Below are 22969 nucleotides of genomic sequence, written 5' to 3'. Positions count from 1 at the left end.
CGAACGCGCTGGTCTCTGCATTGACTAAAGCACTCCAATAGCGTTGCCACTTTGTCAGGCCAACTTTGATGCCGTTATCCGCATTATCGAGATAGTCTGTTTCTTTATCCTGGGCGGCAGTCCGGAAGCGGACATTCGAAATAGGTGCAGCAATCTGCCGCTTTGGGCTCAGACCGGTCATCTGACGGTTTCAGTAGGTCATTGAGTCGGTTCAATCGGCATCAAGGTCAGCAAGGCGGACTCTTCGGTCATTCGCGTGCAACACCAGTGTCTATCTTGACCCTTGGCAAATGGCTCAGGCCAGATTGTTCTTGTGAACTTTGCCGTTCTTCATAATCACATCGAAATTGTCCGCAGAGGCCATGACCGTAAGGTCGGCAATCGGGTCTCCGTCCACGAGCAGAATATCGGCGTAGGCTCCGGGTTGGATGACACCGACTGGACCAGCCTGGTAGGGATTACGCGGGCCGGTCAGGTCCCAAAGCTGTCCATTCAGACCTGTCGCCTGCCGCAGAATCTCGGCGTTGCTGAACCATGGCGTCCTGAGCTGCAATTCCTCCAACTGCGTTGCTTTCGTTTCCCTCGATCCGACGAAGTCTGTTCCGAGTGCAATCTTGGCGCCAGATTCTCGCGCTAGTCGAAGCATGGCATCGAGACCATCAAACGCCATCTGTTGGCGCTCTGCTTGGGCGGGCGAGAACCCTGCCGGAATGTCTGCCGCGAAGAAGCCAACCTGGGTTGAAAGCCAGACGCCTTTTTCCACGGCCAACTCCATCGACTCGGGCGTCATGAGGTTGCAGTGTTCGATACATTGGTAACCTGCCTCAATAGCCGCCCGAACCGATGTGTCCATGTATGCGTGCGAGGTCGCGTAAGTGTTCCAACGTTTGGCCTCGTCTACTGCCGCTTCGAGTTCTGCCGGCGAAAACTCGTTGATATCCAATGGGTCGTAGAGGCCGGTCACGGCGCCACCTGAAAAGACTTTGATGAAGTGCGCACCCTGCCGAAACTGCTCGCGTGCAGCCGCCAGAACTTCAGGAACTCCGTCTGCAAAAAGTGTGATCCCAAGTCGCTCCGCTTCCGTGAACGGCGGCCCGCCGAAGGCTCTCGGACGCACAGACCGCGGCCGAAGGTCGCCATGACCGGCGGTCATTGAGATCGCAGCGTTTGACGCCTGAATACGCGGGCCGGGGTGGAGGCCTTCGTCTATGGCGCGAGCCAAACCGAGAATGCCGCCACCGGTATCTCGAACACTGGTAAAGCCACGCATCAGGGTGGCTTCACTTTCGCTCAATGCCAATGCAGCAATGTAATCTGGACGTGCCGTCAGGAAGCCAGCTGGGTCCTGGTTCCACTGTAGGTGTACGTGCATGTCGAGGAGCCCCGGCATCAGGGTCCGCCCATCCCCATCGATGCGCGGCACCTCTTGCGCAGCATCGGCAGCGGGCGAGACATCCTTGATCACTTCCCCTTCGACAAGGACGTTCGTGAGCTCGGTCAATTCATCGGACATCCCGTCATAAACACGCACGTTCGTGAAGAGCGTGGCATCCGGGGCTTGAGCACGGACTCGCGCCGGGACCAGCGCCAGCGCAGTGGTCGATGCGAGACTGGACAAAAATGCGCGTTTGGTGATCATAACTTAACCCTCAAGATGACGAAGAAGTTGTTGAAGGCTACCTCAGGCGCGCGTGTAAAACCATCCGGTAAACCCGATGAAAAGGGTGACGTAAGGTATAGAGTTTTTAAGGCGTTGAACTGCAGGTCATCCTGCTTTGCAAGAACGTCCGCTTTGAGTGCGTTGTACAAATACCGACATAAGAACATAGTAAGAACATCTCTTTCTTTGCGGAAGCTTCTCCCTTATGATTTCGATAAAATCTGGAGAAGCAGATGGGCGGTATTGGAAGTGGTCGGCACTGGCATTGGGGAGCAAAGAACACGACTTCCGACTATCGCAGCATCGATGCGCGGCGCTGGGCGCGTGAGGGCTTTCTGACGCCTGGACGACGCTTTTCATGGCAATGGTCTATCGAAGGCAAAAAAGTCGCCAGCATCGATGTACTGGCAGAGCATGGGTGTGTGAGACTCATCTATCGCAGCCGAGACCACGGCGACGAGTGGGAGAGCCTCGACTACCCGGTGCGATTGCTTTCTCAGCCTTGTCATTACGGGGGCCATCGCTACTGGTTCGCTTGCCCAGCGCGCGGTTGCGGTCGACGTGTCGCTAAGCTCTATGGTGGGCGTATTTTCGCGTGTCGTCATTGCCACCAACTCGCATATCCGTCCCAGCGAGAAACTACTTTTCAACGTAACCAAAGGCGTGCTGATAAAATACGCGAACGCCTGGGTTGGTTGAACGATCCGGATCTGATGGAAGGAACGAAGCCGAAGGGGATGCACTGGCGCACGTATTATCGCCTTGTTGCGGAGTTGGAGCATTGGGAGGAAATGTCGAACAAGTCGCTGCTGCGATACTTGGGTAGGCTGGCAGTTAACCTTAAGGCAACGTGAACTCAGAGCACTTCGGGGGGCGGTGAATTCTTCACCGTGCTTCTTTCGCTAGACCCGCCGTTCAGGCTTTCGCGTGCTTCCGCAGTTCAACATTTGTTTACACCAACAGTCACCAACCTTCGGAATCCCTAAATATCCATCGGAAAACGCGGACACGGTGTTACAAAGGGTGGATATCGGGGTGGATAGAAAGGGCAGGAAAACTGATAATACCTTTTAAATCAAATATTTACATCTGAGATTTGGTGCCGCTGAAGGGACTCGAACCCCCGACCCCATCATTACGAATGACGTGCTCTACCAGCTGAGCTACAGCGGCACCGTAGGTCATACCGAACACATTATGACCGGATGCGAAGCTTCGTTTAAACTGTCAGTCTGGCGCCTGCAAGCCCGGTTGTAACCGTTTTGGCGTTGCTCAGCACGGCCGGGCCTTAAGTTGTGAACCGAAAGCCTGCGGCCAATCTTTCAAATTGGCGCTCTGATCCGTGAATTTTTTGTGACGACGCGGAATGAAATTGACTCGCTCGCTATATTTCAATAATTCATGAAATATGATAGAACAGATAACCGATCAATTGACCATCCTTGGCCACCCGCAGCGCATCACCGTGTTTCGCATGTTGATGCGACGGTTTCCTGACAGGGTTCCCGCAGGCGAGCTGGCGGCAGAGCTGGATATCAAGCCCAGCACCATGTCGAACTATCTGAATGCTTTGCAGCGGTCGGGGCTGGTGAAACAGGAACGATCCGGGACGTCTCTGCTCTATTCGATTGAAATGAAAACTGTGCAGCAAATGCTCGATTTCCTGATCTTGGATTGCTGCCGCGGCCGCCCGGATATTTGCATGCCCTTTCCCAAAGACACCGCGACGAACCGAAAGTTCAATGTACTGTTCATTTGTTCCGGCAACTCAGCCCGTTCGATTTTTGCCGAATCCTTGCTGCGACAGATCGGCGGCGACCGGTTCAACGTTTATTCAGCCGGGACGCGGCCCAGTTCAGAACTCAATCCCTTTGCTGTGCAGGTTCTGCGCGACAAGGGGCACGATATCTCGGTCCTGCGGCCGAAGAATCTGTCCGAGTTTTCGGCGCCGGACGCGCCCGTCATGGATTTTGTCTTTACTGTCTGCAATCAGGCCGCCAACGAGGAATGCCCGGCTTGGGAGGGTCAACCGATAAGTGGCCATTGGGGCGTGGAAGATCCGGTCAAGGCCGAAGGTACCGACGCCGAGAAAAGCCTGGCCTTTCAAACCGCCTACGGCGCACTGAAGCGCCGGATTCAGGCCTTTTCGTCATTGCCGGTCGAAAGCCTTGACCGGATCGCATTGCAATCCGCCGTCGATGAAATCGGGCGCACGCCTACCGAGGAAACGAAATGACCACCTACGCACTGAACGGCCTTGGCCGTATGGGAAAACTGGCCCTGAAGCCCTTGCTTGAAAAAGGCGCAAAGATAGCCTGGATCAACGATGCCGTCGGTGATCCCGAGATGCATGCGCATCTGCTGGAGTTCGACACAGTCCATGGGCGCTGGGACGCGGAATTCGACCATGATGCAGACAGCATCACGGTCAACGGTACCCGCCTGCCGTTCGTTGGCACAAAAGACCTGAGCGCGTTGCCGCTGGACGGTGTTGATGTGGTGATCGACTGCACCGGCGTGTTCAAGACCGAAGCGAAGCTGGCACCGTATTTTGACGCTGGGGTGAAGAAGGTTGTTGTCTCTGCTCCGGTCAAGGACGGGTCGACGGCCAATATCGTCATGGGTGTGAATGACGGAACCTACGACCCCGCGGCGCATAAGATCGTGACGGCGGCCTCGTGCACGACAAACTGTCTTGCGCCTGTCGTGAAGGTCATTCACGAAAACCTGGGCATCCGCCATGGATCGATGACGACGATTCACGACGTAACCAATACACAGACAATCGTGGATCGGCCTGCCAAGGATCTCAGGCGCGCACGCTCGGCCCTGAACTCTTTGATCCCGACCACGACCGGGTCGGCCACGGCCATCACTCTGATCTATCCGGAACTCAAAGGTCGTCTGAACGGCCATGCGGTTCGGGTGCCGTTGCTGAACGCCTCGCTGACCGATTGCGTGTTCGAGGTTGAGCGTGAAACCACCGTTGAAGAGGTCAACGCCTTCTTCAAAGCCGCTGCCGAGGGCGAACTGAAGGGCATTCTGGGCTATGAGAGCCGCCCGCTGGTGTCCACCGATTACACCAATGACGAACGCTCTTCGATCGTCGATGCGCCCTCGACCATGGTTGTGAACGGGACGCAGGTGAAAATCTATGCGTGGTACGACAACGAGATGGGCTATGCGCATCGGCTGGTGGATGTCGCGCTGATGGTCGGGGCATCATTGTGACGCAACGCCCCGAAGGACTGTCGGCCTATATCGCGGTCACGGCTGCCTATTGGGCCTTCATGCTGACCGACGGGGCGCTCAGGATGTTGGTGCTGTTGCACTTTCATACCCTGGGCTTCTCGCCGGTGCAGCTTGCCTATCTGTTTGTGCTTTATGAAATCGCCGGGATTGTCACCAACCTGTCCGCCGGCTGGATCGCCGCACGGTTCGGGCTGACCTCCACCCTCTATGCAGGGTTGGGGGTGCAGATTGTCGCGTTGCTCGCCATGACGCAGCTTGATCCGAACTGGACCGTCGCGGCTTCGGTCACTTTTGTCATGATCGTGCAAGGGGCCAGCGGAGTGGCCAAGGATCTGGCCAAGATGTCTTCGAAATCGGCGGTCAAATTGCTGGCTCCTTCCGAAGGAGGCGCGTTGTTTCGATGGGTTGCGGTTCTGACGGGTTCGAAAAACGCGGTCAAAGGGCTGGGATTCCTGTTGGGTGCCGCCATGCTTGCAACACTGGGCTTCATTCCGGCAGTGCTTGCCATGGCCGCCGCTCTGGCGGTGATCCTGGTCGCGGTGATGTTGTTCATGCCAGCGGGCCTGCCGAAAGGGCGCAAGGGCGCAAAGTTCTCTGAGGTTTTTTCAAAATCCGCGAATGTGAACTGGTTGTCCGCGGCGCGTGTCTTCCTGTTCGGTGCGCGGGACGTCTGGTTCGTGGTCGGCATCCCGATCTATTTCTATGCTGTTCTTTCAGATGGCACCGAAGAGGGCAATCGGGCCGCGTTCTTTATGATCGGAACATTCATGGCGGTGTGGATCATCCTCTATGGCGCCGTGCAAGCCAACGCGCCAAGGATTCTTCGTGCGTCAGATCGAACCGAAGGTGATCTGATCCGTGCCGCACGCAGCTGGGCGGCGATCCTGTTCTGTGTTCCTGCGGCTCTGACACTGGCAGTTTTGCTGTCAAATGGGCCCGAGACCTGGCTGACCCTGACGCTGGTCGCCGGGCTTTTGGTCTTTGGTGCGATCTTCGCGGTCAACTCATCGCTGCATTCCTATCTTATTCTTGCCTTCACCCGGTCCGAGCGTGTGACGATGGATGTCGGCTTTTATTACATGGCAAATGCGACGGGGCGGTTGGCCGGCACCGTCTTGTCTGGCCTGACCTATCAGGTCGGGGGGCTGCCTATGGTGCTGGGCACAGCGGCCGTGATGGTCGGGCTTGCCGCGCTGACCTCTGGCAAACTTACGGATCAAACGGCTGAGGCGCAGTCATGAGCATTTTTGAACGATATCTCACGATCTGGGTTGCACTTGCGATGATCGGTGGCGTCCTGATCGGGCTGGCCGCGCCGGGGCTGGTGCAGCAGGTGGCAAGCGCCGAAATTGCCAGCGTCAACCTGGTGGTGGCAGTGCTGATCTGGGCAATGGTCTACCCGATGATGGTCAACGTCGATTTCGGTGCAGTCGCCGGAGTCGCCCGCCAGCCACGTGGTCTGATTGTGACGCTGGTGGTGAACTGGCTGATAAAGCCTTTCACCATGGCACTGCTGGCCGTCCTGTTTTTCGACTATGTCTTCGCGCCCTGGATCGTGCCCGAAGATGCCGCGCAATACACTGCCGGCCTGATCCTGCTGGGGGCCGCCCCTTGCACCGCCATGGTGTTTGTATGGTCGCAGCTAACCAGAGGCGACGCGACATACGCGCTGGTTCAGGTCTCGGTCAATGATCTGATCATGGTCGTGGCATTTGCGCCGATCGTGGCCTTTTTGCTGGGTGTCACCGACATCGAAGTGCCGTGGCAGACTTTGGTTTTGGCCACGGTCCTTTATGTGGTGCTGCCGCTTTTCGCTGGGTTGATCACGCGCCGCAAATTAGGCTCTAAACAAGCGATAGAAGCCTTCTCTTCGCGGGTAAAGCCGTGGTCTGTCATGGGATTGATTGCAACCGTGGTCATCCTGTTCGGCCTGCAAGGTGAGACCATTCTGGCGAAACCTACGGTCATCATTCTGATCGCCGTTCCCATTCTGATCCAAAGCTATGGTATTTTTGCCATTGCCTATGGCGCCGCTTATGCGCTGAAGGTTCCCCACCGGATCGCAGCGCCCTGTGCCATGATCGGGACATCGAATTTCTTCGAATTGGCCGTTGCCGTCGCAATCAGCTTGTTCGGTCTTCATTCCGGCGCGGCACTGGCGACGGTTGTGGGGGTCCTGGTCGAAGTGCCGGTGATGCTGTCGCTTGTGGCTTTCGCCAACCGAACACGCCAGCGTTTCCCGGAACCTGCGACATGACAGAATCGGTCAACGCGGCAGGGCGATAATCGGAACTGGCGGCTATGAACCGCCAACCTTGCAGCAACGCTGCTTCAGAAATCCACGCCGCGCTGTGCTTTGATGCCCGCTTGGAACGGGTGTTTCTCCTCGGTCATTTCCGTGACCAGATCAGCATACTCACGCAGCGCGTTCGGCGCGTCGCGGCCAGTCAGGAATACGCTGGTCTTTTCCGAGCGCGCGTTCAAACCTTCGATGACCTGTTCGACCGACAGGTATTCGTAACGCAGGGCGATGTTGATCTCGTCCAGCACAACCAGATCGTATTCGCCGCTGGACATCAGGGCGCAGGCCTTGTCGAAGGCGGCATTGGCAGCTGCAATATCGCGCTCCCGGTCCTGTGTGTCCCAGGTAAAACCTTCGCCCATCGTATGCCATGTCACCAGATCACGCTCTTCGAAGAAACGGCGCTCTCCGGTTTTCCATTTGCCCTTGATGAACTGCACCACAGCAACCTTCTGGCCCCAGCCCAAGGCACGAATGACCACGCCGAACGCGGCCGAGGACTTGCCTTTGCCCTTGCCGGTATTGATCAGGACCAGACCGCGGCCTGGATCCACGGCCTCGGACACTTTCTTGCGGTGCTGGGCCTGCACCTTCTGCATCTTTTCCTTGTGATCCTGCGCGTCGCTCATTTGGGAACCTCTTTGACTGTTCGGCCCAACCTAGGGGAAGATTGCAAAAGGTAAAGTCATGCTTTGGGGTCTGTAACCGACCGGGCCTTGCCGCGCTCCAGCCCCAACTGGTGTTCGCGCCAGATGACGACAACATTGCCTGCAATCACCAGCGCGGCCCCGATCAGGATTGCAAGCGTTGGCAGTTCGTCGAACCAGACATAGCCTATCACGATCGCAAAAAGCATCGTTGCATAGTCATAAGGTGCCAGCATCGAGGCCTGACCAAACCGATAGGAAGATGTGACCAAAATCTGCGCGACGCCGCCGATCAGGCCCATCATGATCAGTATTAGAGCCTGATTTACTGTCGGCATCGTCCAGCCCCAGAACGCGGTCAGGGCCGACAGAAGCGTCGCGGTCATCGAGAAATAGAACACGATGGCCGCAGGGTGATCGACCTTGACCAATTGCCGGATATGGATCTGAACGAAGGCACGTGCGAGGGTTGCGCCCAGCACGCACACCGCGCCGATGGTGGCGGCGACCTCCATCTCGGTGGTGCCAAGACGTGGCCAGATCATGATCAGGACGCCCAGCAGACCCAAAGCCACAGCGCCGATACGAATAAGCCGAATCCGTTCGCCCAGCATGACGGCGGCCAGAATCAGGGTGAAGATCGGTGTCGCGTACCCGATGGCAGTGACTTCCGGCAGGGGCAACAGGCTGAGGCCGGTAAAGGTAAGACCCATGGCGCTTGTTCCCAGAACACCGCGCCAGAAATGGCCCATGGGTTTCTTGACCACAAAGCCTTTCGACAACTCTCCCAGCGCGATGAGCCAAAGAATGATCACGGGGATTGCGAACAGGGACCGAAAAAACACCAATTGGCCCGGCGGGAATTCATCTGAAAGTGCTTTGACCAGCGCGGACATCGACGTGAACAGGAACAAGGCGCACAGCTTCAGCGTTACGGCAAGCAGAGGTCGATGCGAAGTTAAGGGTTTTGTCATCGGCGCGAACCTGCGTCTTTGACGGGCAAAGATCAACGGGTGGATTCAGCAATTCGCCCAAGATTGCGGCAAGGAGCAGCCGATCTCTTCGGCGAATTCTTCAAGAAAGCGGATCATGCGCGCGGTGCGTTGTTCTGCAATCCGCCTTCCGGTCTCGGTCAACATGTCACCTGGCAGGCGCAGCAGTTTCACCTTCCAGTGGTCAAGCGAGAAATGAAGGTCATCCAGTGGCCGGGCTTGGGCAAAAGGGTCCGCAGGATGGTAAAGAGTACGCCCCAAGGCCCCGGAAACGGAAAAGTTGCGGGCGATACCGATGGCGCCCAGGGCATCAAGGCGGTCCGCATCGCGCAGAATCCGCGCCTCGATCGTCTCAGGGGGGATATCGGCCGAAAAACTATGGGCTTCGATCGCGTGCTGGATCGCACGGACCTGATCGGCCTCAAACCCGATTTCCTTAAGAATAGGCTCTGATTCCGCTGCGGATCTGCGCGAGGCAAGATGCCGGTCGGGATCGTCCTTGGGCAGATTCACAAGATCGTGCAGATAACTTGCGGCCAGCAGCACGGACATATCGGTTTGATCATCAGCGATGGCCCGGGCGTTGGTCCAAACACGATCCAGATGGGCCAAATCATGGGCCGGATCCGTTTCCATGCGATGTGCGACCACAGCCCGCAGGCGGGTGCGCAGATCAGCCGATCCGTCCACGGTTCTCTCCGATCTGGCCGCGATGCAACAGCAGGTGGTCGAGGATCACGCAGGCCATCATCGCCTCTCCTACCGGGACCGCGCGAATACCAACACAAGGGTCGTGACGGCCCTTGGTGATGATCTCGGTCTCTTCGCCTGATTTGGTGATGGTTTTGCGTGTGGTCAGAATCGACGAGGTCGGCTTGACCGCAAAGCGCACGACGATGTCCTGCCCGGTAGAAATGCCGCCCAGAATCCCGCCCGCATGGTTCGAGCTGTATTGAGGTCCGTTCTGCCCCATGAATATTTCGTCGGCATTGGCCTCGCCCGTCAGTTCAGCCGCGGCCATGCCTTCGCCGATTTCGACGCCTTTGACCGCGTTGATCGACATCATCGCAGCAGCTAGATCAGTGTCTAACTTGGCGTAAACCGGCGCGCCAAGCCCTGCGGGCACGCCGCGCGCCACAACTTCGACAATTGCGCCAACCGAGTTGCCGGACTTGCGCAGATCGTCCAGATAGGTGGCCCACGTCTCGGCGGCTTGCGCATCCGGTGTCCAGAACGGGTTCTGTTCGATCTGGGACCAGTCGAAATTGTCGCGCTCGATCTTGTGCGGCCCGATCTGGGTCATGTACCCGGTGATCTGCACGTTGCGTGCGATCTGTTTGATCGCCTCACGCGCCAATCCACCCGCAGCCACACGCGCGGCTGTTTCGCGTGCAGAACTCCGCCCGCCGCCGCGATAATCCCGGATCCCGTATTTCTGCCAATAGGTGATATCGGCATGGCCCGGGCGGAACTTGTCCATGATATCGCCATAGTCTTTCGAGCGCTGATCGGTGTTTTCGATCATCAGCTGCACAGGCGTTCCGGTGGTTTGCCCTTCGAACACACCGGACAGGATTTTCACCTGATCGGGTTCGCGCCGCTGGGTGGTAAACTTGTTCTGCCCCGGTTTGCGCTTGTCCAGCCAGTGCTGGATCATGGTCTCGTCGATGGTGACACCCGGCGGACAGCCGTCAACGGTGGCACCCAAGGCGGGTCCATGGCTTTCACCCCAAGTGGTAACACGGAATAGATGGCCAAAACTGTTCATCGACATGGGGCGGGCTCCTTTGGGATCGTGATTAGCGGGGAGCGCCTTGAGCCTCAAGGGGATTTGCGAATTGGTGGGCGCCACCTTGCGGTGGCGCGAATGAATATTTTTGAAAAGATGAAGATCAGGCGGCCTGCGTCAGCACCGCTCGGGTCGCTGTGATTTTCAGCGCGGCTTGTGCTGCTTCGCGGCCTTTCTCGACAAAATGCGCACGGTAGATGGCGTTGTGGTGATCCGTCTCCTGGTACTGGTGCGGCGTCAGGGAAACGGACAGGACCGGCACGCCTGTATCCATGCCGGCGCGCATCAAACCGTCCACGACGGCCTGGGCCACGAAGTCGTGACGGTAAATGCCGCCATCCACGACAAATGCGGCGCAGGCGACAGCGGCGTAGCGGCCGGTTTGGGCCAGATCGCGGGCCAGCAGCGGCATCTCGAACGCGCCGGGTACGTCGAAAACATCGACCTGATCGGCCGGGATCAGTTCAAGAAATCCGTCCAGCGCGCGGTCGACGATGTCGGAATGCCAGTTGGCTTTGACAAAAGCATAGCGGGTGTGTGTCATCGTGATCTCCTTTCAGTTCGGTGGCCCGCTGGCGGTCGCGAAAACCTTCGCTGCCAGCCCGGCATGACACGTCACCCAAGGCGATCACGAGCAGGCGCGCCGGTTCACCGGCACGGCTTGCACGTTCTCTTCCATCCGGACTTTGACCGTCGGCTCTGGCCTCTCACCAGATCTGCTGACACTCTTTCGTGGTTCCACACTTTGTCCAAATACCGGCCTTTGCCGTTCGGATCGTGGACACGGCAGAGCCGCTCGCGGGCTTGCGGGTCATGGCCCGCATACCGCCGGTGGGGAATTCCACCCCGCCCTGAGAACGAGGCAGACCTTGCCAAGAACCAACCCCATCTGCAAGAGATTTGGCAGGAGGTCGCCCATGCACCCAAATCCAGCCTTCCGCGTCGAGGATCGAGCGCGTCATATTGAATTCGCCCGTGACCGGGCTTTTGGCGTTCTGGCGATTTCCGGCGACGGCGCGCCATTGATCAGTCACGTGCCCTTTCTGCTGTCTGAGGACGGTGCGGTGGTCGATCTTCATCTGGTGCGATCAAACCCCATTGTCCGTATGCTGCACGGGCCGAAAGAGGTCAGGATCGCGGTGCAGGGGCCTGATGGCTATGTCTCGCCCGACTGGTACGGTGTCGCCGATCAAGTTCCGACGTGGAACTATGTCGCCGTGCACCTGACCGGACAGCTTGAACTGCGCCCGCAGGACGAGCTGCGTGATTTGCTGGATCGACAAACCGCATTCTTTGAAGATCGACTGCTGCCCAAAGCGCCATGGGTCACCGGGAAAATGTCTGATGACGCGTTGGCCAGAATGATGCGGATGATCGTACCATGCCGGATGCAGGTAGAGGATATCCAGGGCACCTGGAAACTGGGCCAGAACAAGCCGGAGGATGCAAGAATCGCTGCCGCCGACAAAGTGCCCGGCGGATTTGGCAGTGAAACCGGTCAGCTGGCCGCCTTGATGCACAAGGCGTAACCAGCACCGGGAAACAGGATTACTCGGAACTGAAAGTCGCCAGATAGGCGGCGATATCTTCCGCGCCTTTCCTAAGCTTGACGCTCATGTTCGGGCGGGCGGTTTCGTCATCCAGATACTCTTTGATGAAACCGATGGGGTCTTTGGAATAGGCGGCGATGTTTTCTTCGGTCCAGATCAGACCTTCTTCGCCGGCGCGGATCATGTCATCGGTGAACATACCGACCGGCAGGCGCTCGCTGCCATAGCGATAGTCTTTTTCGGACCCGGCGACACGTCCGACGACGCCATAGAGATTCGGGCCGGTGATTCCGCCTTTGACCAGTACTTCGCCGTCCTTGATGATCGCATGACACGATGAACAGCGGTTGTACATCGCCTCGCCTTTCGCAGGATCACCTGCTGCAAGTGTTTGCGAGGACAGGGCCAATGTGAATATTGCAGTGGCCAGAGTGACTTTTGACATAGGGGTCTCCTTGCAGGAGTTCGCGCGATTTTCGCGCTGTCCGGTATTCACGGAAAAAGTGCAACTGTGTAATTGCGCTCAATTTTCGATTTAAATCATCTATTTGGCGAATATGATTTACCCAACAGACAATCGCTGCTTCGTGATGCTGATTGTCAAGAATACGCTCTCAAATGACTGGCCGACTGGTGGTTAGAATCGGGCTGGATTTCGCCTGCAAAACGGAGTTCGAGGTTCGAATCAAACCTCGTTGATTCGAAGCCGCAGGCAAAGTTGCGGACGAGAATCACCAAAAAAAGCCCCTCGTCACGTGCATGAAGGGACACATGCGGCGTATTGCGCGTTTATGAACGCTGGACGAACACTATTCTCCCCGATAGTAAGCGCGGTTAAGACACCGCATTCGTGCGGTGCGCGAGCTATTTGCCCGTCCGCGGGCGCCAGATAATCGGAGATAACCTCGTGTCCCACGCAGAAGACCACGAAGGCACCCGCAGAGATTTCCTGTACTACGTCGCTGGCGGCGCAGGTGTCGTTGCAACGGGTGCAGCCGTATGGCCACTGATCAACCAAATGAACCCGTCGGCAGACGTTCAGGCGCTGTCCTCGATCCGTGTGGATGTGAGCGGCGTCGAGCCGGGCACGCAACTGACGGTAAAATGGCTGGGAAAACCCGTTTTTGTCCGTCACCGCACCGGTGCCGAGATTCAGGAAGCCCAGGAACAGGACGCCGAAGGTGTAGATGCGCTGCCAGATCCGCTTGCACGCAACTTCAACCTGAGCGCAGATGCGCCTGCGACTGACGCAAACCGCGTCATGCCGTCACCGGAAGGCGAAGCGCCGGGTGCCTGGATCGTTCAGATGGGCGTTTGTACGCACCTCGGCTGTGTGCCTTTGGGGGATGCCGGCGACTTCGGTGGCTGGTTCTGCCCGTGCCACGGTTCGCACTACGACCTCGCCGGTCGTATCCGTAAAGGCCCCGCGCCTGAGAACCTGCCTGTCCCGCCCGCAGAATGGGTGGACAACAGCACAATCAAACTCGGCTAAGGGAGACCCAAACTTATGTCCGGAATTCCCCACGATCATTACGAGCCGAAGACAAACGGCGAGAAGTGGCTGAACAGCCGCCTGCCGATTGTCGGCCTGCTGTACGATACCCTTATGATCCCGACCCCCAAGAACCTGAACTGGTGGTGGATCTGGGGCATCGTTCTGGCATTCTGCCTGGCGCTGCAAATCATCACCGGTATCGTTTTGGTGATGCACTATACCCCGCATGTTGATCTGGCCTTTGCCAGCATCGAGCACATCATGCGCAACGTGAATGGCGGTCACTTTATCCGCTATCTGCACATGAATGGCGCATCGCTGTTCTTTGTGGCGGTTTACATCCATATGTTCCGCGGCCTGTATTATGGCTCGTACAAAGCCCCGCGTGAGATCACGTGGATCATTGGTATGCTGATCTACCTGATGATGATGGGCACCGCCTTCATGGGCTATGTTCTGCCTTGGGGTCAGATGTCCTTCTGGGGTGCAACCGTGATCACCGGCCTGTTTGGTGCGATCCCGTTTGTTGGTGACGCGCTTCAGACCTGGTTGCTGGGCGGGCCCGCCGTGGACAACGCCACGCTGAACCGCTTCTTCTCGTTGCACTATCTGCTGCCGTTTATCATTGCGGCATTGGTTGTGGTGCATATCTGGGCCTTCCACACCACCGGCAACAACAACCCGACAGGTGTTGAAGTGCGCCGGGGCTCGAAAGCTGAGGCCGAGAAAGACACGCTGCCGTTCTGGCCGTACTTCGTGATCAAGGATCTCTTCGCCCTGGCCGTGATCCTGGTCGTGTTCTGGGCCGTCGTGGGCTTTATGCCGAACTATCTGGGCCACCCCGACAACTACATCGAAGCCAACCCTCTGGTGACACCTGCACACATCGTTCCCGAATGGTACTTCCTGCCGTTCTACGCGATCCTGCGCGCGTTTACCGGTGAGGTCTGGGTCGTTCAATTCGCCAGCTTCATCACCGGCGGTATCATCGATGCCAAGTTCTTCGGTGTTCTTGCGATGTTCGGCGCGATCCTGGCCATGGCGCTGGCGCCTTGGCTGGACACGTCTAACGTGCGTTCGGGTAAGTACCGTCCGATGTTCAAATGGTGGTTCTACCTGCTGGTCATCGACTTCTTTGCCCTGATGTGGCTGGGTGCGATGCCCGCGGAAGAGCCCTATGCGACCTTCTCGCTCATCGCGTCCGCCTACTGGTTCGCCTATTTCTTCGTGATCCTGCCGATCCTCGGAGTGATCGAGAAGCCTCTGGCACAGCCCGAGACCATCGAAGAAGACTTCAACGCGCATTATGGCAAGGCTGACGCCAAAGCCACGCCGGCCGAGTAAGAAGAGGGACCGGAAACATGTTCAAGAAACTTGCAATCGGCGCCGCGTTTGCCTTGGCCCTGACCCCTGTTGCATCCAATGCAGCAGGTGGGGGTGAGCAGCATATCGAAGACTTTGACTTCTCGTTCGAAGGCCCCTTCGGTACCTGGGACCAGCATCAGCTGCAGCGCGGCCTGCAGATCTATACCGAGGTCTGCGCGGCCTGCCACGGTCTGCAATATGTGCCTCTGCGCGATCTGGAAGCGCTGGGCTATTCGGAAGAAGAAGTCATCGCCTATGCGGCCGACAACTTCGAAGTGTTCGATCCCGAGCTGGACGATTTCCGCCCGGCGATTCCGACTGACCACTTCCCGGCCAACAACGGTGTCGGCGCACCGGACCTGAGCCTGATGGCCAAGGCCCGCGCGGGCTTCCACGGACCTTACGGTCTGGGCATCAATCAGCTGGTCAAAGGCATGGGCGGAGCCGAGTACATAGCCTCACTGTTGGACGGCTATACTGGTGAAGAGAAGGAAGAGGCAGGAACTGTCCTCTACGAAAACAAGGCCTTCCCCGGCGGCTGGATTTCGATGGCACCGCCGCTGGCGGATGAACAGGTCGAGTTCGCCGACGGGCACTCGAACTCTGTCGAACACATGTCAGAGGACGTCTCGGCGTTCCTGATGTGGGCGGCCGAGCCGAAGATGATGGAGCGCAAGAACGCTGGCTTTGTTGGCGTGATTTTCCTGACCGTTCTGTCGGTGCTTCTCTATCTGGTCAACAAGCGCCTGTGGGCTCCGCATAAGGGCAAACTTCGTAAAGAGGACTGAGACCCTTTTCAGTAAGCATAAATTGAAACCCCCGCGCCATCCGGTTGCGGGGGTTTTTGTTACCAGAACGGGTCACGGGCCCTTGCCCCCCTTCTTGGCCATTAGCCAGTTCTTCACCGGGGTCTTTCTTGCCTGATGAAGGTAATCAGGCCGTGAGTTGGGTCACGGTCTGCCCGGTTATAGCAGCGCGTACGATCTCGCCTTCGGGTTGAGGTGCTTTGAACGAAACCTCGGTGAACTGTTCGGTCCGGCCCATATGGGCGTTTTCCATCAGGATGTGATGGGTCTTGCCGATTTGCTGCGACAAGTGCTTTGTGACCTGAGCGTCGCCTGCCGCGCGTAGGCGGGCGGCGCGATCCTTGATGACCGTTCCATTCACCTGTTGCGGTATGCGAGCTGCCGGTGTTCCTTCACGCTTGGAATAGGGGAAGACATGCAGCCAGGTCAGGTCGCAGTCGGTGATCAGCTTCAGCGAGTTTTCGAAATGCGCTTCGGACTCGGTCGGGAAGCCTGCGATGATATCCGCGCCAAAGGTCATGTCGGGGCGCAGCTTGCGTGCCTCTTCGGTAAAGCGGATGGCGTCGTCCCGCAGATGGCGGCGTTTCATGCGCTTTAGAATCAGATCGTCGCCATGCTGTAGCGACAGATGTAGGTGCGGCATCAGGCGCGGTTCGGTTGCGATGGCCTGCATCAGATTCTCATCCACCTCGATCGAATCGATCGAACTGATCCGCAGGCGTGGCAAATCCGGCACCAGCTTGAGGATGCGCATGACCAGATCGCCCAGTTTTGGACTTGCGGGCAGGTCGGCACCCCAGGATGTAAGATCGACCCCGGTCAGCACGACCTCGTTATAGCCCTTGTCGACAAGCCGCTTGATCTGATCCACCACCACACCGGCTGGCACGCTGCGCGAGTTGCCCCGGCCATAGGGAATGATGCAGAAGGTACAGCGGTGGTCACAGCCGTTCTGAACCTGCACATAGGCGCGCGAGCGGGTGCCGAACCCGTCGATCAGGTGGCCTGCGGTTTCGGTGACCGACATGATGTCATCGACCTGCACCGCCTCGGTCTGGCCGATGAAATCGGCAGCCATGCCTTGCCAGGTCTCGGGGCGCATCTTTTCAGTGTTGCCGATGACCGCATCGACCTCGTCCATCCGGGCAAAGGTTTCGGGCTCGGTCTGGGCGGCACAGCCTGTGACGATCAGACGGGCATTCGGATTCTCGCGCCGTAGCTTGCGGATCTCCTGCCGGGCCTTGCGCACGGCCTCAGCCGTCACTGCGCATGTGTTCACCACCACAGCGTCTGTCAGACCGGCCTGTTGCGACAGCTCTTTCATCGCCTCGGTTTCATATGCGTTCAGGCGACAGCCCAACGTGGTGAACTTGGGCGGGTTCATCCCAGCGACCTCAGAAATTCAGGCGTCAGAGTGCCAGAGAAAACGTGACATGTCGGGCCGGTCATCCAGACACCATCGTCGCGCCAGTCGACCCAAAGCGTGCCACCATCCAAATCAATCCGCACCTTGCGACCGGTCAGCCCCCGTCGCGCGGCAGCCACGGCTGTTGCACAGGATGAAGACCCAGATGCCAAAGTGATGCCTACTCCGCGCTCCCAGACGCGCATACGGATGTGATCCGGGCCAATGACCTGGGCCACCTGGACATTAGTGCGTTCGGGATAAAGCGGGTGGTATTCGTAACGCGCGCCGAATTCTGCCAACGGGATCGCTTCGGCGTTGTCAACGAAGAACGTGCAATGCGGGTTGCCCATTCCCGTTGCCGTAGGGGTGCCTTCGATTGGCAATTCCAGCGTGTCCATCTCTTCTGCCAGAGGAACTTCGCGCCAGTTCAGCTGCGGGTGCCCCATGTTGACCGAAGTGAGCCCATCGCCGGCATCCCGCGCATGAAGGGTTCCCCGTTCCGTGGTGAGCTTCAGGGCAGAGCGCCCCGTCTCATCCATAAGCAACCGTGCAATACAGCGGGTGGCGTTGCCGCAGGCGGCAGAGGTTGATCCATCGGAATTGTAGAACACCAGATGCGCGTCGGCTTCACCTTTTTCGATAACGGCCAACTGATCGAATCCCACACCAAATTGCCGATGCCCGATTCCCCGGGCCAGTTCCGGCGTGATCGGGGCATCCTGTGCGCGTGCGTCAACAATGACAAAGTCATTGCCCAGCCCGTGCATCTTCATGAACGGCAGTCCGGTGTCGAGTCTCTGTTGCATGGCGGGCATATAACGTCGGTCCGAACATGAATCCACCCTGTCGCGAAGATTCCTCAAAAAAGGGGTTGACCCTCCAGCGCCACCTGCCTAATTAGGCCGCCTATCGGGTTGCCGGAAACACGCGTTGTTACGGCGAAACGAGGCGCGAAATAAGGGCTTGAACCCGGTCGGGGAATTGCCGTAAAGAGCGCCACGGATCGACAGATCCAACAAAAGAGTGGGCCGTTAGCTCAGTTGGTAGAGCAACTGACTTTTAATCAGTGGGTCGCAGGTTCGAATCCTGCACGGCTCACCACTTTTTTCAAAGAGTTAGCAAGAATAGACGAGATTTTCTCACGCCTACAGCAACCACCAAGCAACCACGCGGCATAGATTGACGAAGAAACGTGTACAAAACCGTTTCGTTGAATGTGTAGTCTTATTCTTTCAAGTAAACACTTAAGGCATTGCTATTTTGACTATTTTTGACCACGCGAAGAGTTTTTCTAAACCAACAACGCACAGATTGGCGTTTTATTGTCGCGTGCAAATACTAACACCCTAGAACATCTCACGTTGCAGGCAAGTTGTCGCGCTGGTGTCGACTTGAAGCGAAAGGTTGGGTCTTGCTTAATGATGGGTTGGTTACCTTGAAGGTGGCACTTTGCAAACTCAGCATTGAAGTAACGCACCAATGGCTGCTAAGTGAGCAAACTTCCCACGCGGACGCAGTTCAAAAGTAGGTGGGTCCTCGTCGGCAGTTTACGCTTTGAACCGGAATTTGTTCTTGGCTTCATGCAGTTTCTTTGCGGCTTGCTGAGGATCCGCCTTAATGCTCTCTGCGAGCTTGGCTCTAACACTGTCGATAGAATCACTAAGCTCATTTTCCTGAATGCCTTCAAGTGCGGCCAGTGTAACTCCAAGACCTGCCAATTGCGTCGTTATCAACCCAATATGCTGATAGCGATGCGCGCGCTTAACGCTTGTGGTGTCGATGTGGCTGCGCATTTCCAGTAGGTCATCCTCGGATGATCCAGCAACCAAGCCCTACATTGTATGGTTAGACCACCGCGCGTGGTTGCCATCGTCAAGATCAGGCTCGCAGTATCGTATCTACTTTAACGCCTCGGCTATGACATCGCCGAAAAAAGCATCGAACTGGGACCACGTCCTGATCTGCCAACGATCTATGGCAAGCCGTTCCCTGCAACACGCCACACGCAGCTCTGAGATGTATCAGAAGGGTCAATTGGGGGTGTAGATACGGACATCGTCCAAGCCCGCCGACTTACGTATGCGCCGCCGCGATTTTTTCAGGTCATTTCGCGGTCCACTGTCAGAAGCGCTTAATTTTATACATGGATTTCCCGGTTGACGAGGCAATTCCATCAGGATGTCATAGGCTTCTCTCGGTAGAGGAATGCGGCGGCTTCCGGTCTTGCTGCCCTGCAATTCCAGATGGTGCGACGTTACATAGCCCCAGCGCAGCGTCAGAATCTCGCTGATGCGACTTCCAGTGTAAATCAGCAGCAATAGTGCCGACACTCTGTCCCGCTTCCGGCGATTAATCTGAGTGTCAGAAGACCAAAAGCATCTAGTCGGACACTGGGAAGACGTGACTCTCATGGTTGTTAAGTCATTGAAAATCAGGAAGTGGTATAGGGTAGTTGTGACCGAAGGGTCGTGACAATGCGTGATCTGGTCTTTGAGAATCGATTCCTCGACTGAATCACCGGCGTGGTTGCGGTCACGCGACGACGGCAATTTGGCAGAAAGAAATCATCCAACAGAATTGGTCAGATGACTGCAACGAGCCCAAAGCAGACAATCTCGGAACGAAATGATATGGTCGCAGAACCAGAGGCGCTCATACATTCAGGAACCGTACTTTACGGAGGTCGGATGAATGATCATGCGTATTTTTCAGGTCGTGACACGGCCGGGCAAAGAGGAAGAGTTCAGCAAGTTCTTCCATGAAACAGCTATCCCCTTGATGAGAGGTACCAAGGGCATCGTTCAAGTGTTTCCTGGTGCCGCACGTGCTGACACACCGCGAGAGTTCAGCTTTGTGATGATTTGGGAAAACCTGGAGTCACTAAAGGCTTTTGTCGGCGATAACTACCAGAGCCCGCATATCGATCCGGCGGAAGCCGAATTGGTCGAGTCGCGTTCGATCAAGCATTATGAACTGGTTCAATAAGAGCGATGGCTTGAATGCAAAGAAGCAATTAGGGGGAAACAATGATCAAGGGGAAATGCGGTTGCGGAGCCGTAACGTATCAAATGACGTCACCACCCATGTTCGTGCATTGCTGCCACTGCGGCGAATGTCAGCGACAAACCGGAGCGGCCTACGTCTTGAACGCCATCATTGAGGCAGATCGCGTGCAGTTTGAGGGGCCAATCACTGAACATGAGCTCTCTACTCCAAGCGGGAAAGGTCAGATCATTACGCGCTGTAGAGATTGTGGCGTCGCCGTTTTTAGCAGCTACATGATCCGCCTTGGCAAGCTAAGGTACGTGCGCGTCGGAACATTGAACAACCCGGATCAATGTCCTCCGGATGTACAGATTTTCACCAACAGCAAGCAGGCCTGGGTGCCACTCAGCAAAGACATTCCTATCTTTGAGGAATTTTACAAATTCGATGAGGTGTGGCCGCCCAATGCGTTGGACCGTTTGGAGATAGCTCTATCCTGACGGGCCAGTCGCTCGGGCCGAATGGCAGCTTTGTCCGTATTTCGGTCGTTCGCAAAACTATGGCGAACGCAGCCATTGAGATCAGTGCGGACGCTTTAGCGAGGCTACCATTTGGCGCAAAGAACGCTTCTGTTGGTGTAAAAAAACGTTGATGCTACTCTGGCCCGGCTTGGAGGGTGCATGAACGGCCTAAGTGATTTTAAAAAGATGGAGCGCGAAGGCTGGGCCAATCCAGCTATCGCCAAAGGTTATGCAGATGGATTTCACCAAGCCACTCGCCTTGTTGCGCAGAGGCTCTCGGATGCGGTTTCCGCAGGACCCAAGTCAACGGTTCTTGATTTATGCACCGGGCATGGTGTTGTTGCTGCAGAACTGTCGGCAAGAGGGGCATCCGTAACGGGGCTCGACTTCTCGGGAGTTATGATATCTCTTGCTCAATCAGCTGTGCCAGACGCTTCCTTCATTCAAGGAGATGCGATGTCAATGGACTTTGCTGATAGCAGCTTTGACGCCGTCACTATTGGTTTTGGTGTCCCGCACTTTCCCGATCCTGGACGCGGTTTGGCGGAGGCGGCAAGGGTTTTGAGACCAGGAGGGCGAATCGCGTTTTCAATCTGGAAGGGGAAAGGATCAGATGGTGCTTTCGGTTGGTTGTTCGATGCGGTTGGGCGACTGGGCGATCCGTCTGTAGAACTGCCTTTAGGACCGGATGCCCATATGCTTGCCGACCGTTCTTCTGCTGAGCCTATGGTCACTCAAGCGGGATTTGCAGAGTTTCAGTTGTTCGATGTGCCTTCTGAATTGCACGTACAACACCCTGAGGACTTGTTTGATGCATTTGACCAGGGTGCCGTTCGCGCGGCATCACTATTAAGATCGCAACCTGCTATGAAACGAGATTCAATTCGCTCTGATCTGGCGGAACGCACTCGCTCTTTAGGCAACATGCACAATGGCGGTTTTCTTGTCCCGGCCCCGTCTGTCATCATATCAGCCGTTCGCCGCTAACTTTTTCGAACCTTTGACGATTGCGCACGCTCTTCGAACAGCAGCTTTGTCCGCATAACAGACTTGAAAGCACTTGAACCGCTGGTTCAGGAGTGGCAACCCGAAAGGGAACCAGCGTCACTTAGGAAACGTCATATGAAAAACCTTATTCTAACGTGTTGCTTTGGAACTATTTCCCTATGTTTCACAGCGTTTCCGTTGACTGCACAGCCGCGGCTAGGTTGGGCGTATCAGGTTGATGGGCTTGCCGCTTTTCAAGGGGATGCGGATTTGAGCGGCGGTGGCGAATTCTCTGCAAGTCGAACATTTCTTCGTGCGACCGCACTATACAATCTGGACGGAGGAAATTCAGTTGGGTTTTCCACCAGCTTTGGCAAACTGGATTATCGCTTCAGCCAATCGAACAACCAGCCATGGGAAAACATCCGTGACCTCCGCGTCGCCGTTCCTGTGCGGCTTCGAGTGAGTGATACAGCAACAATTTTTGTGTCGCCACAGATCAGATGGGACTATCAAAGCGGGGCCTCCTCATCTGAAGGAAGAACCCATGGTATTTTTGCAGGAATTGCTTGGCAACTGAGCGAGCGCTTGACGATAGGTCCGGCCTTTGGCGCGTTTTCTCAATTTGACGAAAGCGGCACAGATTTTTTTCCAGCCCTGCTGATCGACTGGGACATAAACGATCGCTGGAACTTGAATACTGGCTCTGGTGTAGGAGCGACGCAAGGTCCCGGACTGACACTGAGTTACGCGTTGAATGACACCTTGGACATTTCGTTGACCGCGCGATCGGAAAGGATTCGATTCAGGTTGGATGGGGATGGCCTTGCCCCGAATGGTGTGGGTGAGGATAAGAGTATCCCTGTAGTTCTATCTGTTGGATACAACCCGAACCCTGGGGTTTCATTAAGTGTCTTTGCTGGCGCAGAATTTGACGGCCGCCTGACGCTAGATGATGCGAATGGATTGGAAATTAGTCGTCAGAGCTATGAAACAGCGCCATTGGTTGGGCTGGCGTTCAGAGTCAGGTTCTGATCACAGCATTGAGCCAGTTTGCCAGTTGTGTGCGGAGTTTTCTCGCGGCTGAGTTCACGCGTCTAATTTGTCCACATAGGGGGCGTTCATCCCAAGTGCAGCGAAGGTCTGCTTTCCGCCGATTCTGTTGAAAAACAACGTGTTGCTGACGCAGAAAGTGATGCGCTGAACGGAG

At 56.5% G+C, this 22969-nt stretch carries 25 protein-coding genes, 2 tRNA genes and 1 riboswitch; of the genes, 14 read left to right on the top strand and 13 right to left on the bottom strand.

The features are described 5' to 3' along the window. Nucleotides 1-181: hypothetical protein (locus GOW04_RS21430; RefSeq protein WP_171233957.1), on the bottom strand; the 181-nt coding region annotated here is incomplete at its 3' end. Nucleotides 182-295: 114 nt separating this feature from the next. Then, nucleotides 296-1639, bottom strand: coding sequence for an amidohydrolase family protein (locus tag GOW04_RS21425; RefSeq protein WP_171116950.1), 1344 nt, complete (start codon nucleotides 1637-1639; stop codon nucleotides 296-298). A gap of 254 nt (nucleotides 1640-1893) precedes the next feature. On the opposite strand from GOW04_RS21425, the gene GOW04_RS21420 reads away from it, so the two are divergent. Then, entirely contained in the window at nucleotides 1894-2514 is a 621-nt protein-coding gene (locus GOW04_RS21420; RefSeq protein ID WP_171116949.1) for a hypothetical protein, read from the top strand. Nucleotides 2515-2757: 243 nt separating this feature from the next. On the opposite strand, the gene GOW04_RS21415 is transcribed toward GOW04_RS21420, so the two are convergent. After that, nucleotides 2758-2833: transfer RNA gene (locus tag GOW04_RS21415), tRNA-Thr, on the bottom strand. A gap of 235 nt (nucleotides 2834-3068) precedes the next feature. Here GOW04_RS21415 and GOW04_RS21410 point away from each other — a divergent pair. From GOW04_RS21410 to arsB, 4 genes are read left to right on the top strand one after another with little or no spacing between them, the layout of a single operon-like run. Next, nucleotides 3069-3896 carry a helix-turn-helix domain-containing protein gene (locus tag GOW04_RS21410; RefSeq protein ID WP_171233956.1) on the top strand — a complete coding sequence of 276 codons (828 nt, stop codon included), beginning with the start codon at nucleotides 3069-3071 and terminating at the stop codon, nucleotides 3894-3896. Continuing rightward, complete coding sequence (locus GOW04_RS21405) at nucleotides 3893-4891, top strand: ArsJ-associated glyceraldehyde-3-phosphate dehydrogenase (protein WP_171233955.1); 999 nt, start codon at nucleotides 3893-3895, stop codon at nucleotides 4889-4891. The genes GOW04_RS21410 and GOW04_RS21405 overlap by 4 nt, the downstream gene beginning before the upstream one ends. Continuing rightward, nucleotides 4888-6153 (top strand): organoarsenical effux MFS transporter ArsJ, encoded by a 1266-nt coding sequence (gene arsJ, locus GOW04_RS21400; protein ID WP_171233954.1) that lies wholly within the window; start codon nucleotides 4888-4890, stop codon nucleotides 6151-6153. Before GOW04_RS21405 ends, arsJ begins: the two co-directional genes overlap by 4 nt. After that, nucleotides 6150-7169 (top strand): ACR3 family arsenite efflux transporter, encoded by a 1020-nt coding sequence (gene arsB, locus GOW04_RS21395; RefSeq protein ID WP_171233953.1) that lies wholly within the window; start codon nucleotides 6150-6152, stop codon nucleotides 7167-7169. The genes arsJ and arsB overlap by 4 nt, the downstream gene beginning before the upstream one ends. Nucleotides 7170-7243: 74 nt before the next feature. On the opposite strand, the gene cobO is transcribed toward arsB, so the two are convergent. The 5 genes from cobO to GOW04_RS21370 all read right to left on the bottom strand — a co-directional run bounded on the left by cobO (nucleotide 7244) and on the right by GOW04_RS21370 (nucleotide 11186). Continuing rightward, nucleotides 7244-7843 (bottom strand): cob(I)yrinic acid a,c-diamide adenosyltransferase, encoded by a 600-nt coding sequence (gene cobO, locus GOW04_RS21390; RefSeq protein WP_171233952.1) that lies wholly within the window; start codon nucleotides 7841-7843, stop codon nucleotides 7244-7246. A gap of 56 nt (nucleotides 7844-7899) precedes the next feature. Continuing rightward, nucleotides 7900-8835: a DMT family transporter gene (locus GOW04_RS21385; RefSeq protein ID WP_171233951.1), complete on the bottom strand. Its 936-nt coding sequence runs from the start codon at nucleotides 8833-8835 to the stop codon at nucleotides 7900-7902. 45 nt (nucleotides 8836-8880) lie between these two features. After that, a complete protein-coding gene (locus tag GOW04_RS21380; RefSeq protein ID WP_371814431.1) occupies nucleotides 8881-9543 on the bottom strand; it encodes an HD domain-containing protein in 663 nt (220 codons plus the stop codon). Then, nucleotides 9527-10627 carry a chorismate synthase gene (gene aroC, locus GOW04_RS21375; RefSeq protein ID WP_171233950.1) on the bottom strand — a complete coding sequence of 367 codons (1101 nt, stop codon included), beginning with the start codon at nucleotides 10625-10627 and terminating at the stop codon, nucleotides 9527-9529. The genes GOW04_RS21380 and aroC overlap by 17 nt, the downstream gene beginning before the upstream one ends. A 118-nt stretch (nucleotides 10628-10745) precedes the next feature. After that, a complete protein-coding gene (locus GOW04_RS21370) occupies nucleotides 10746-11186 on the bottom strand; it encodes a 6,7-dimethyl-8-ribityllumazine synthase (protein WP_170347485.1) in 441 nt (146 codons plus the stop codon). A gap of 119 nt (nucleotides 11187-11305) precedes the next feature. Further along, a riboswitch (FMN riboswitch) is annotated at nucleotides 11306-11505 on the bottom strand. A gap of 54 nt (nucleotides 11506-11559) precedes the next feature. On the opposite strand from GOW04_RS21370, the gene GOW04_RS21365 reads away from it, so the two are divergent. Beyond that, nucleotides 11560-12171, top strand: a complete 612-nt coding sequence (locus GOW04_RS21365) for an FMN-binding negative transcriptional regulator (protein WP_171116933.1) — start codon at nucleotides 11560-11562, stop codon at nucleotides 12169-12171. A 19-nt stretch (nucleotides 12172-12190) separates the two neighbouring features. Here GOW04_RS21365 and GOW04_RS21360 read toward each other — a convergent pair whose 3' ends face one another. After that, entirely contained in the window at nucleotides 12191-12637 is a 447-nt protein-coding gene (locus tag GOW04_RS21360) for a cytochrome c family protein (protein WP_171116931.1), read from the bottom strand. A 462-nt stretch (nucleotides 12638-13099) separates the two neighbouring features. On the opposite strand from GOW04_RS21360, the gene petA reads away from it, so the two are divergent. The 3 genes from petA to GOW04_RS21345 are packed head-to-tail and all read left to right on the top strand — an operon-like array spanning nucleotide 13100 to nucleotide 15840. After that, nucleotides 13100-13684, top strand: a complete 585-nt coding sequence (gene petA / locus GOW04_RS21355) for a ubiquinol-cytochrome c reductase iron-sulfur subunit (protein ID WP_152459513.1) — start codon at nucleotides 13100-13102, stop codon at nucleotides 13682-13684. A gap of 15 nt (nucleotides 13685-13699) precedes the next feature. Further along, on the top strand, nucleotides 13700-15031 hold the full coding sequence (gene petB, locus GOW04_RS21350) for a cytochrome b (protein ID WP_152459512.1): 1332 nt from the start codon (nucleotides 13700-13702) through the stop codon (nucleotides 15029-15031). Between the two features lie 17 nt (nucleotides 15032-15048). Continuing rightward, nucleotides 15049-15840 carry a cytochrome c1 gene (locus tag GOW04_RS21345; protein WP_171233949.1) on the top strand — a complete coding sequence of 264 codons (792 nt, stop codon included), beginning with the start codon at nucleotides 15049-15051 and terminating at the stop codon, nucleotides 15838-15840. A gap of 145 nt (nucleotides 15841-15985) precedes the next feature. Here the strand turns inward: GOW04_RS21345 and mtaB are convergent, their stop codons facing one another. After that, nucleotides 15986-17242, bottom strand: coding sequence for a tRNA (N(6)-L-threonylcarbamoyladenosine(37)-C(2))-methylthiotransferase MtaB (mtaB, locus tag GOW04_RS21340; protein ID WP_171233948.1), 1257 nt, complete (start codon nucleotides 17240-17242; stop codon nucleotides 15986-15988). Then, nucleotides 17239-18081, bottom strand: coding sequence for a diaminopimelate epimerase (dapF, locus tag GOW04_RS21335; RefSeq protein ID WP_171233947.1), 843 nt, complete (start codon nucleotides 18079-18081; stop codon nucleotides 17239-17241). The genes mtaB and dapF overlap by 4 nt, the downstream gene beginning before the upstream one ends. 210 nt (nucleotides 18082-18291) lie before the next feature. Between dapF and GOW04_RS21330 the strand changes: the two genes are divergently transcribed. Then, a tRNA-Lys gene (locus GOW04_RS21330) sits at nucleotides 18292-18367 on the top strand. A 446-nt stretch (nucleotides 18368-18813) separates the two neighbouring features. On the opposite strand, the gene GOW04_RS21325 is transcribed toward GOW04_RS21330, so the two are convergent. Together GOW04_RS21325 and GOW04_RS21320 are read right to left on the bottom strand one after the other, a co-directional pair. Further along, nucleotides 18814-19059 (bottom strand): hypothetical protein, encoded by a 246-nt coding sequence (locus GOW04_RS21325; RefSeq protein WP_171233946.1) that lies wholly within the window; start codon nucleotides 19057-19059, stop codon nucleotides 18814-18816. Nucleotides 19060-19296: 237 nt separating this feature from the next. Beyond that, nucleotides 19297-19596, bottom strand: coding sequence for a hypothetical protein (locus tag GOW04_RS21320; RefSeq protein WP_171233945.1), 300 nt, complete (start codon nucleotides 19594-19596; stop codon nucleotides 19297-19299). Nucleotides 19597-19957: 361 nt separating this feature from the next. On the opposite strand from GOW04_RS21320, the gene GOW04_RS21315 reads away from it, so the two are divergent. The 4 genes from GOW04_RS21315 to GOW04_RS21300 all read left to right on the top strand — a co-directional run bounded on the left by GOW04_RS21315 (nucleotide 19958) and on the right by GOW04_RS21300 (nucleotide 22794). After that, a complete protein-coding gene (locus tag GOW04_RS21315; RefSeq protein WP_152456701.1) occupies nucleotides 19958-20251 on the top strand; it encodes a putative quinol monooxygenase in 294 nt (97 codons plus the stop codon). A 41-nt stretch (nucleotides 20252-20292) separates the two neighbouring features. Further along, the gene (locus GOW04_RS21310) at nucleotides 20293-20751 is read left to right on the top strand and encodes a GFA family protein (RefSeq protein WP_152456702.1); all 459 of its coding nucleotides are present in this window, start codon (nucleotides 20293-20295) and stop codon (nucleotides 20749-20751) included. 180 nt (nucleotides 20752-20931) lie between these two features. Continuing rightward, nucleotides 20932-21759 carry a class I SAM-dependent methyltransferase gene (locus GOW04_RS21305; protein ID WP_254430230.1) on the top strand — a complete coding sequence of 276 codons (828 nt, stop codon included), beginning with the start codon at nucleotides 20932-20934 and terminating at the stop codon, nucleotides 21757-21759. A gap of 135 nt (nucleotides 21760-21894) precedes the next feature. Next, nucleotides 21895-22794: a hypothetical protein gene (locus GOW04_RS21300; RefSeq protein WP_254430229.1), complete on the top strand. Its 900-nt coding sequence runs from the start codon at nucleotides 21895-21897 to the stop codon at nucleotides 22792-22794. Nucleotides 22795-22969 lie beyond the last annotated feature (175 nt).

It is taken from the genome of Ruegeria sp. HKCCA4812, assembly GCF_013034245.1.
Classification (GTDB): Bacteria; Pseudomonadota; Alphaproteobacteria; order Rhodobacterales; family Rhodobacteraceae; genus Ruegeria.
Note: the sequence above shows the minus strand (reverse complement) of the source record. Positions and strands in the feature narration are given on the sequence as shown.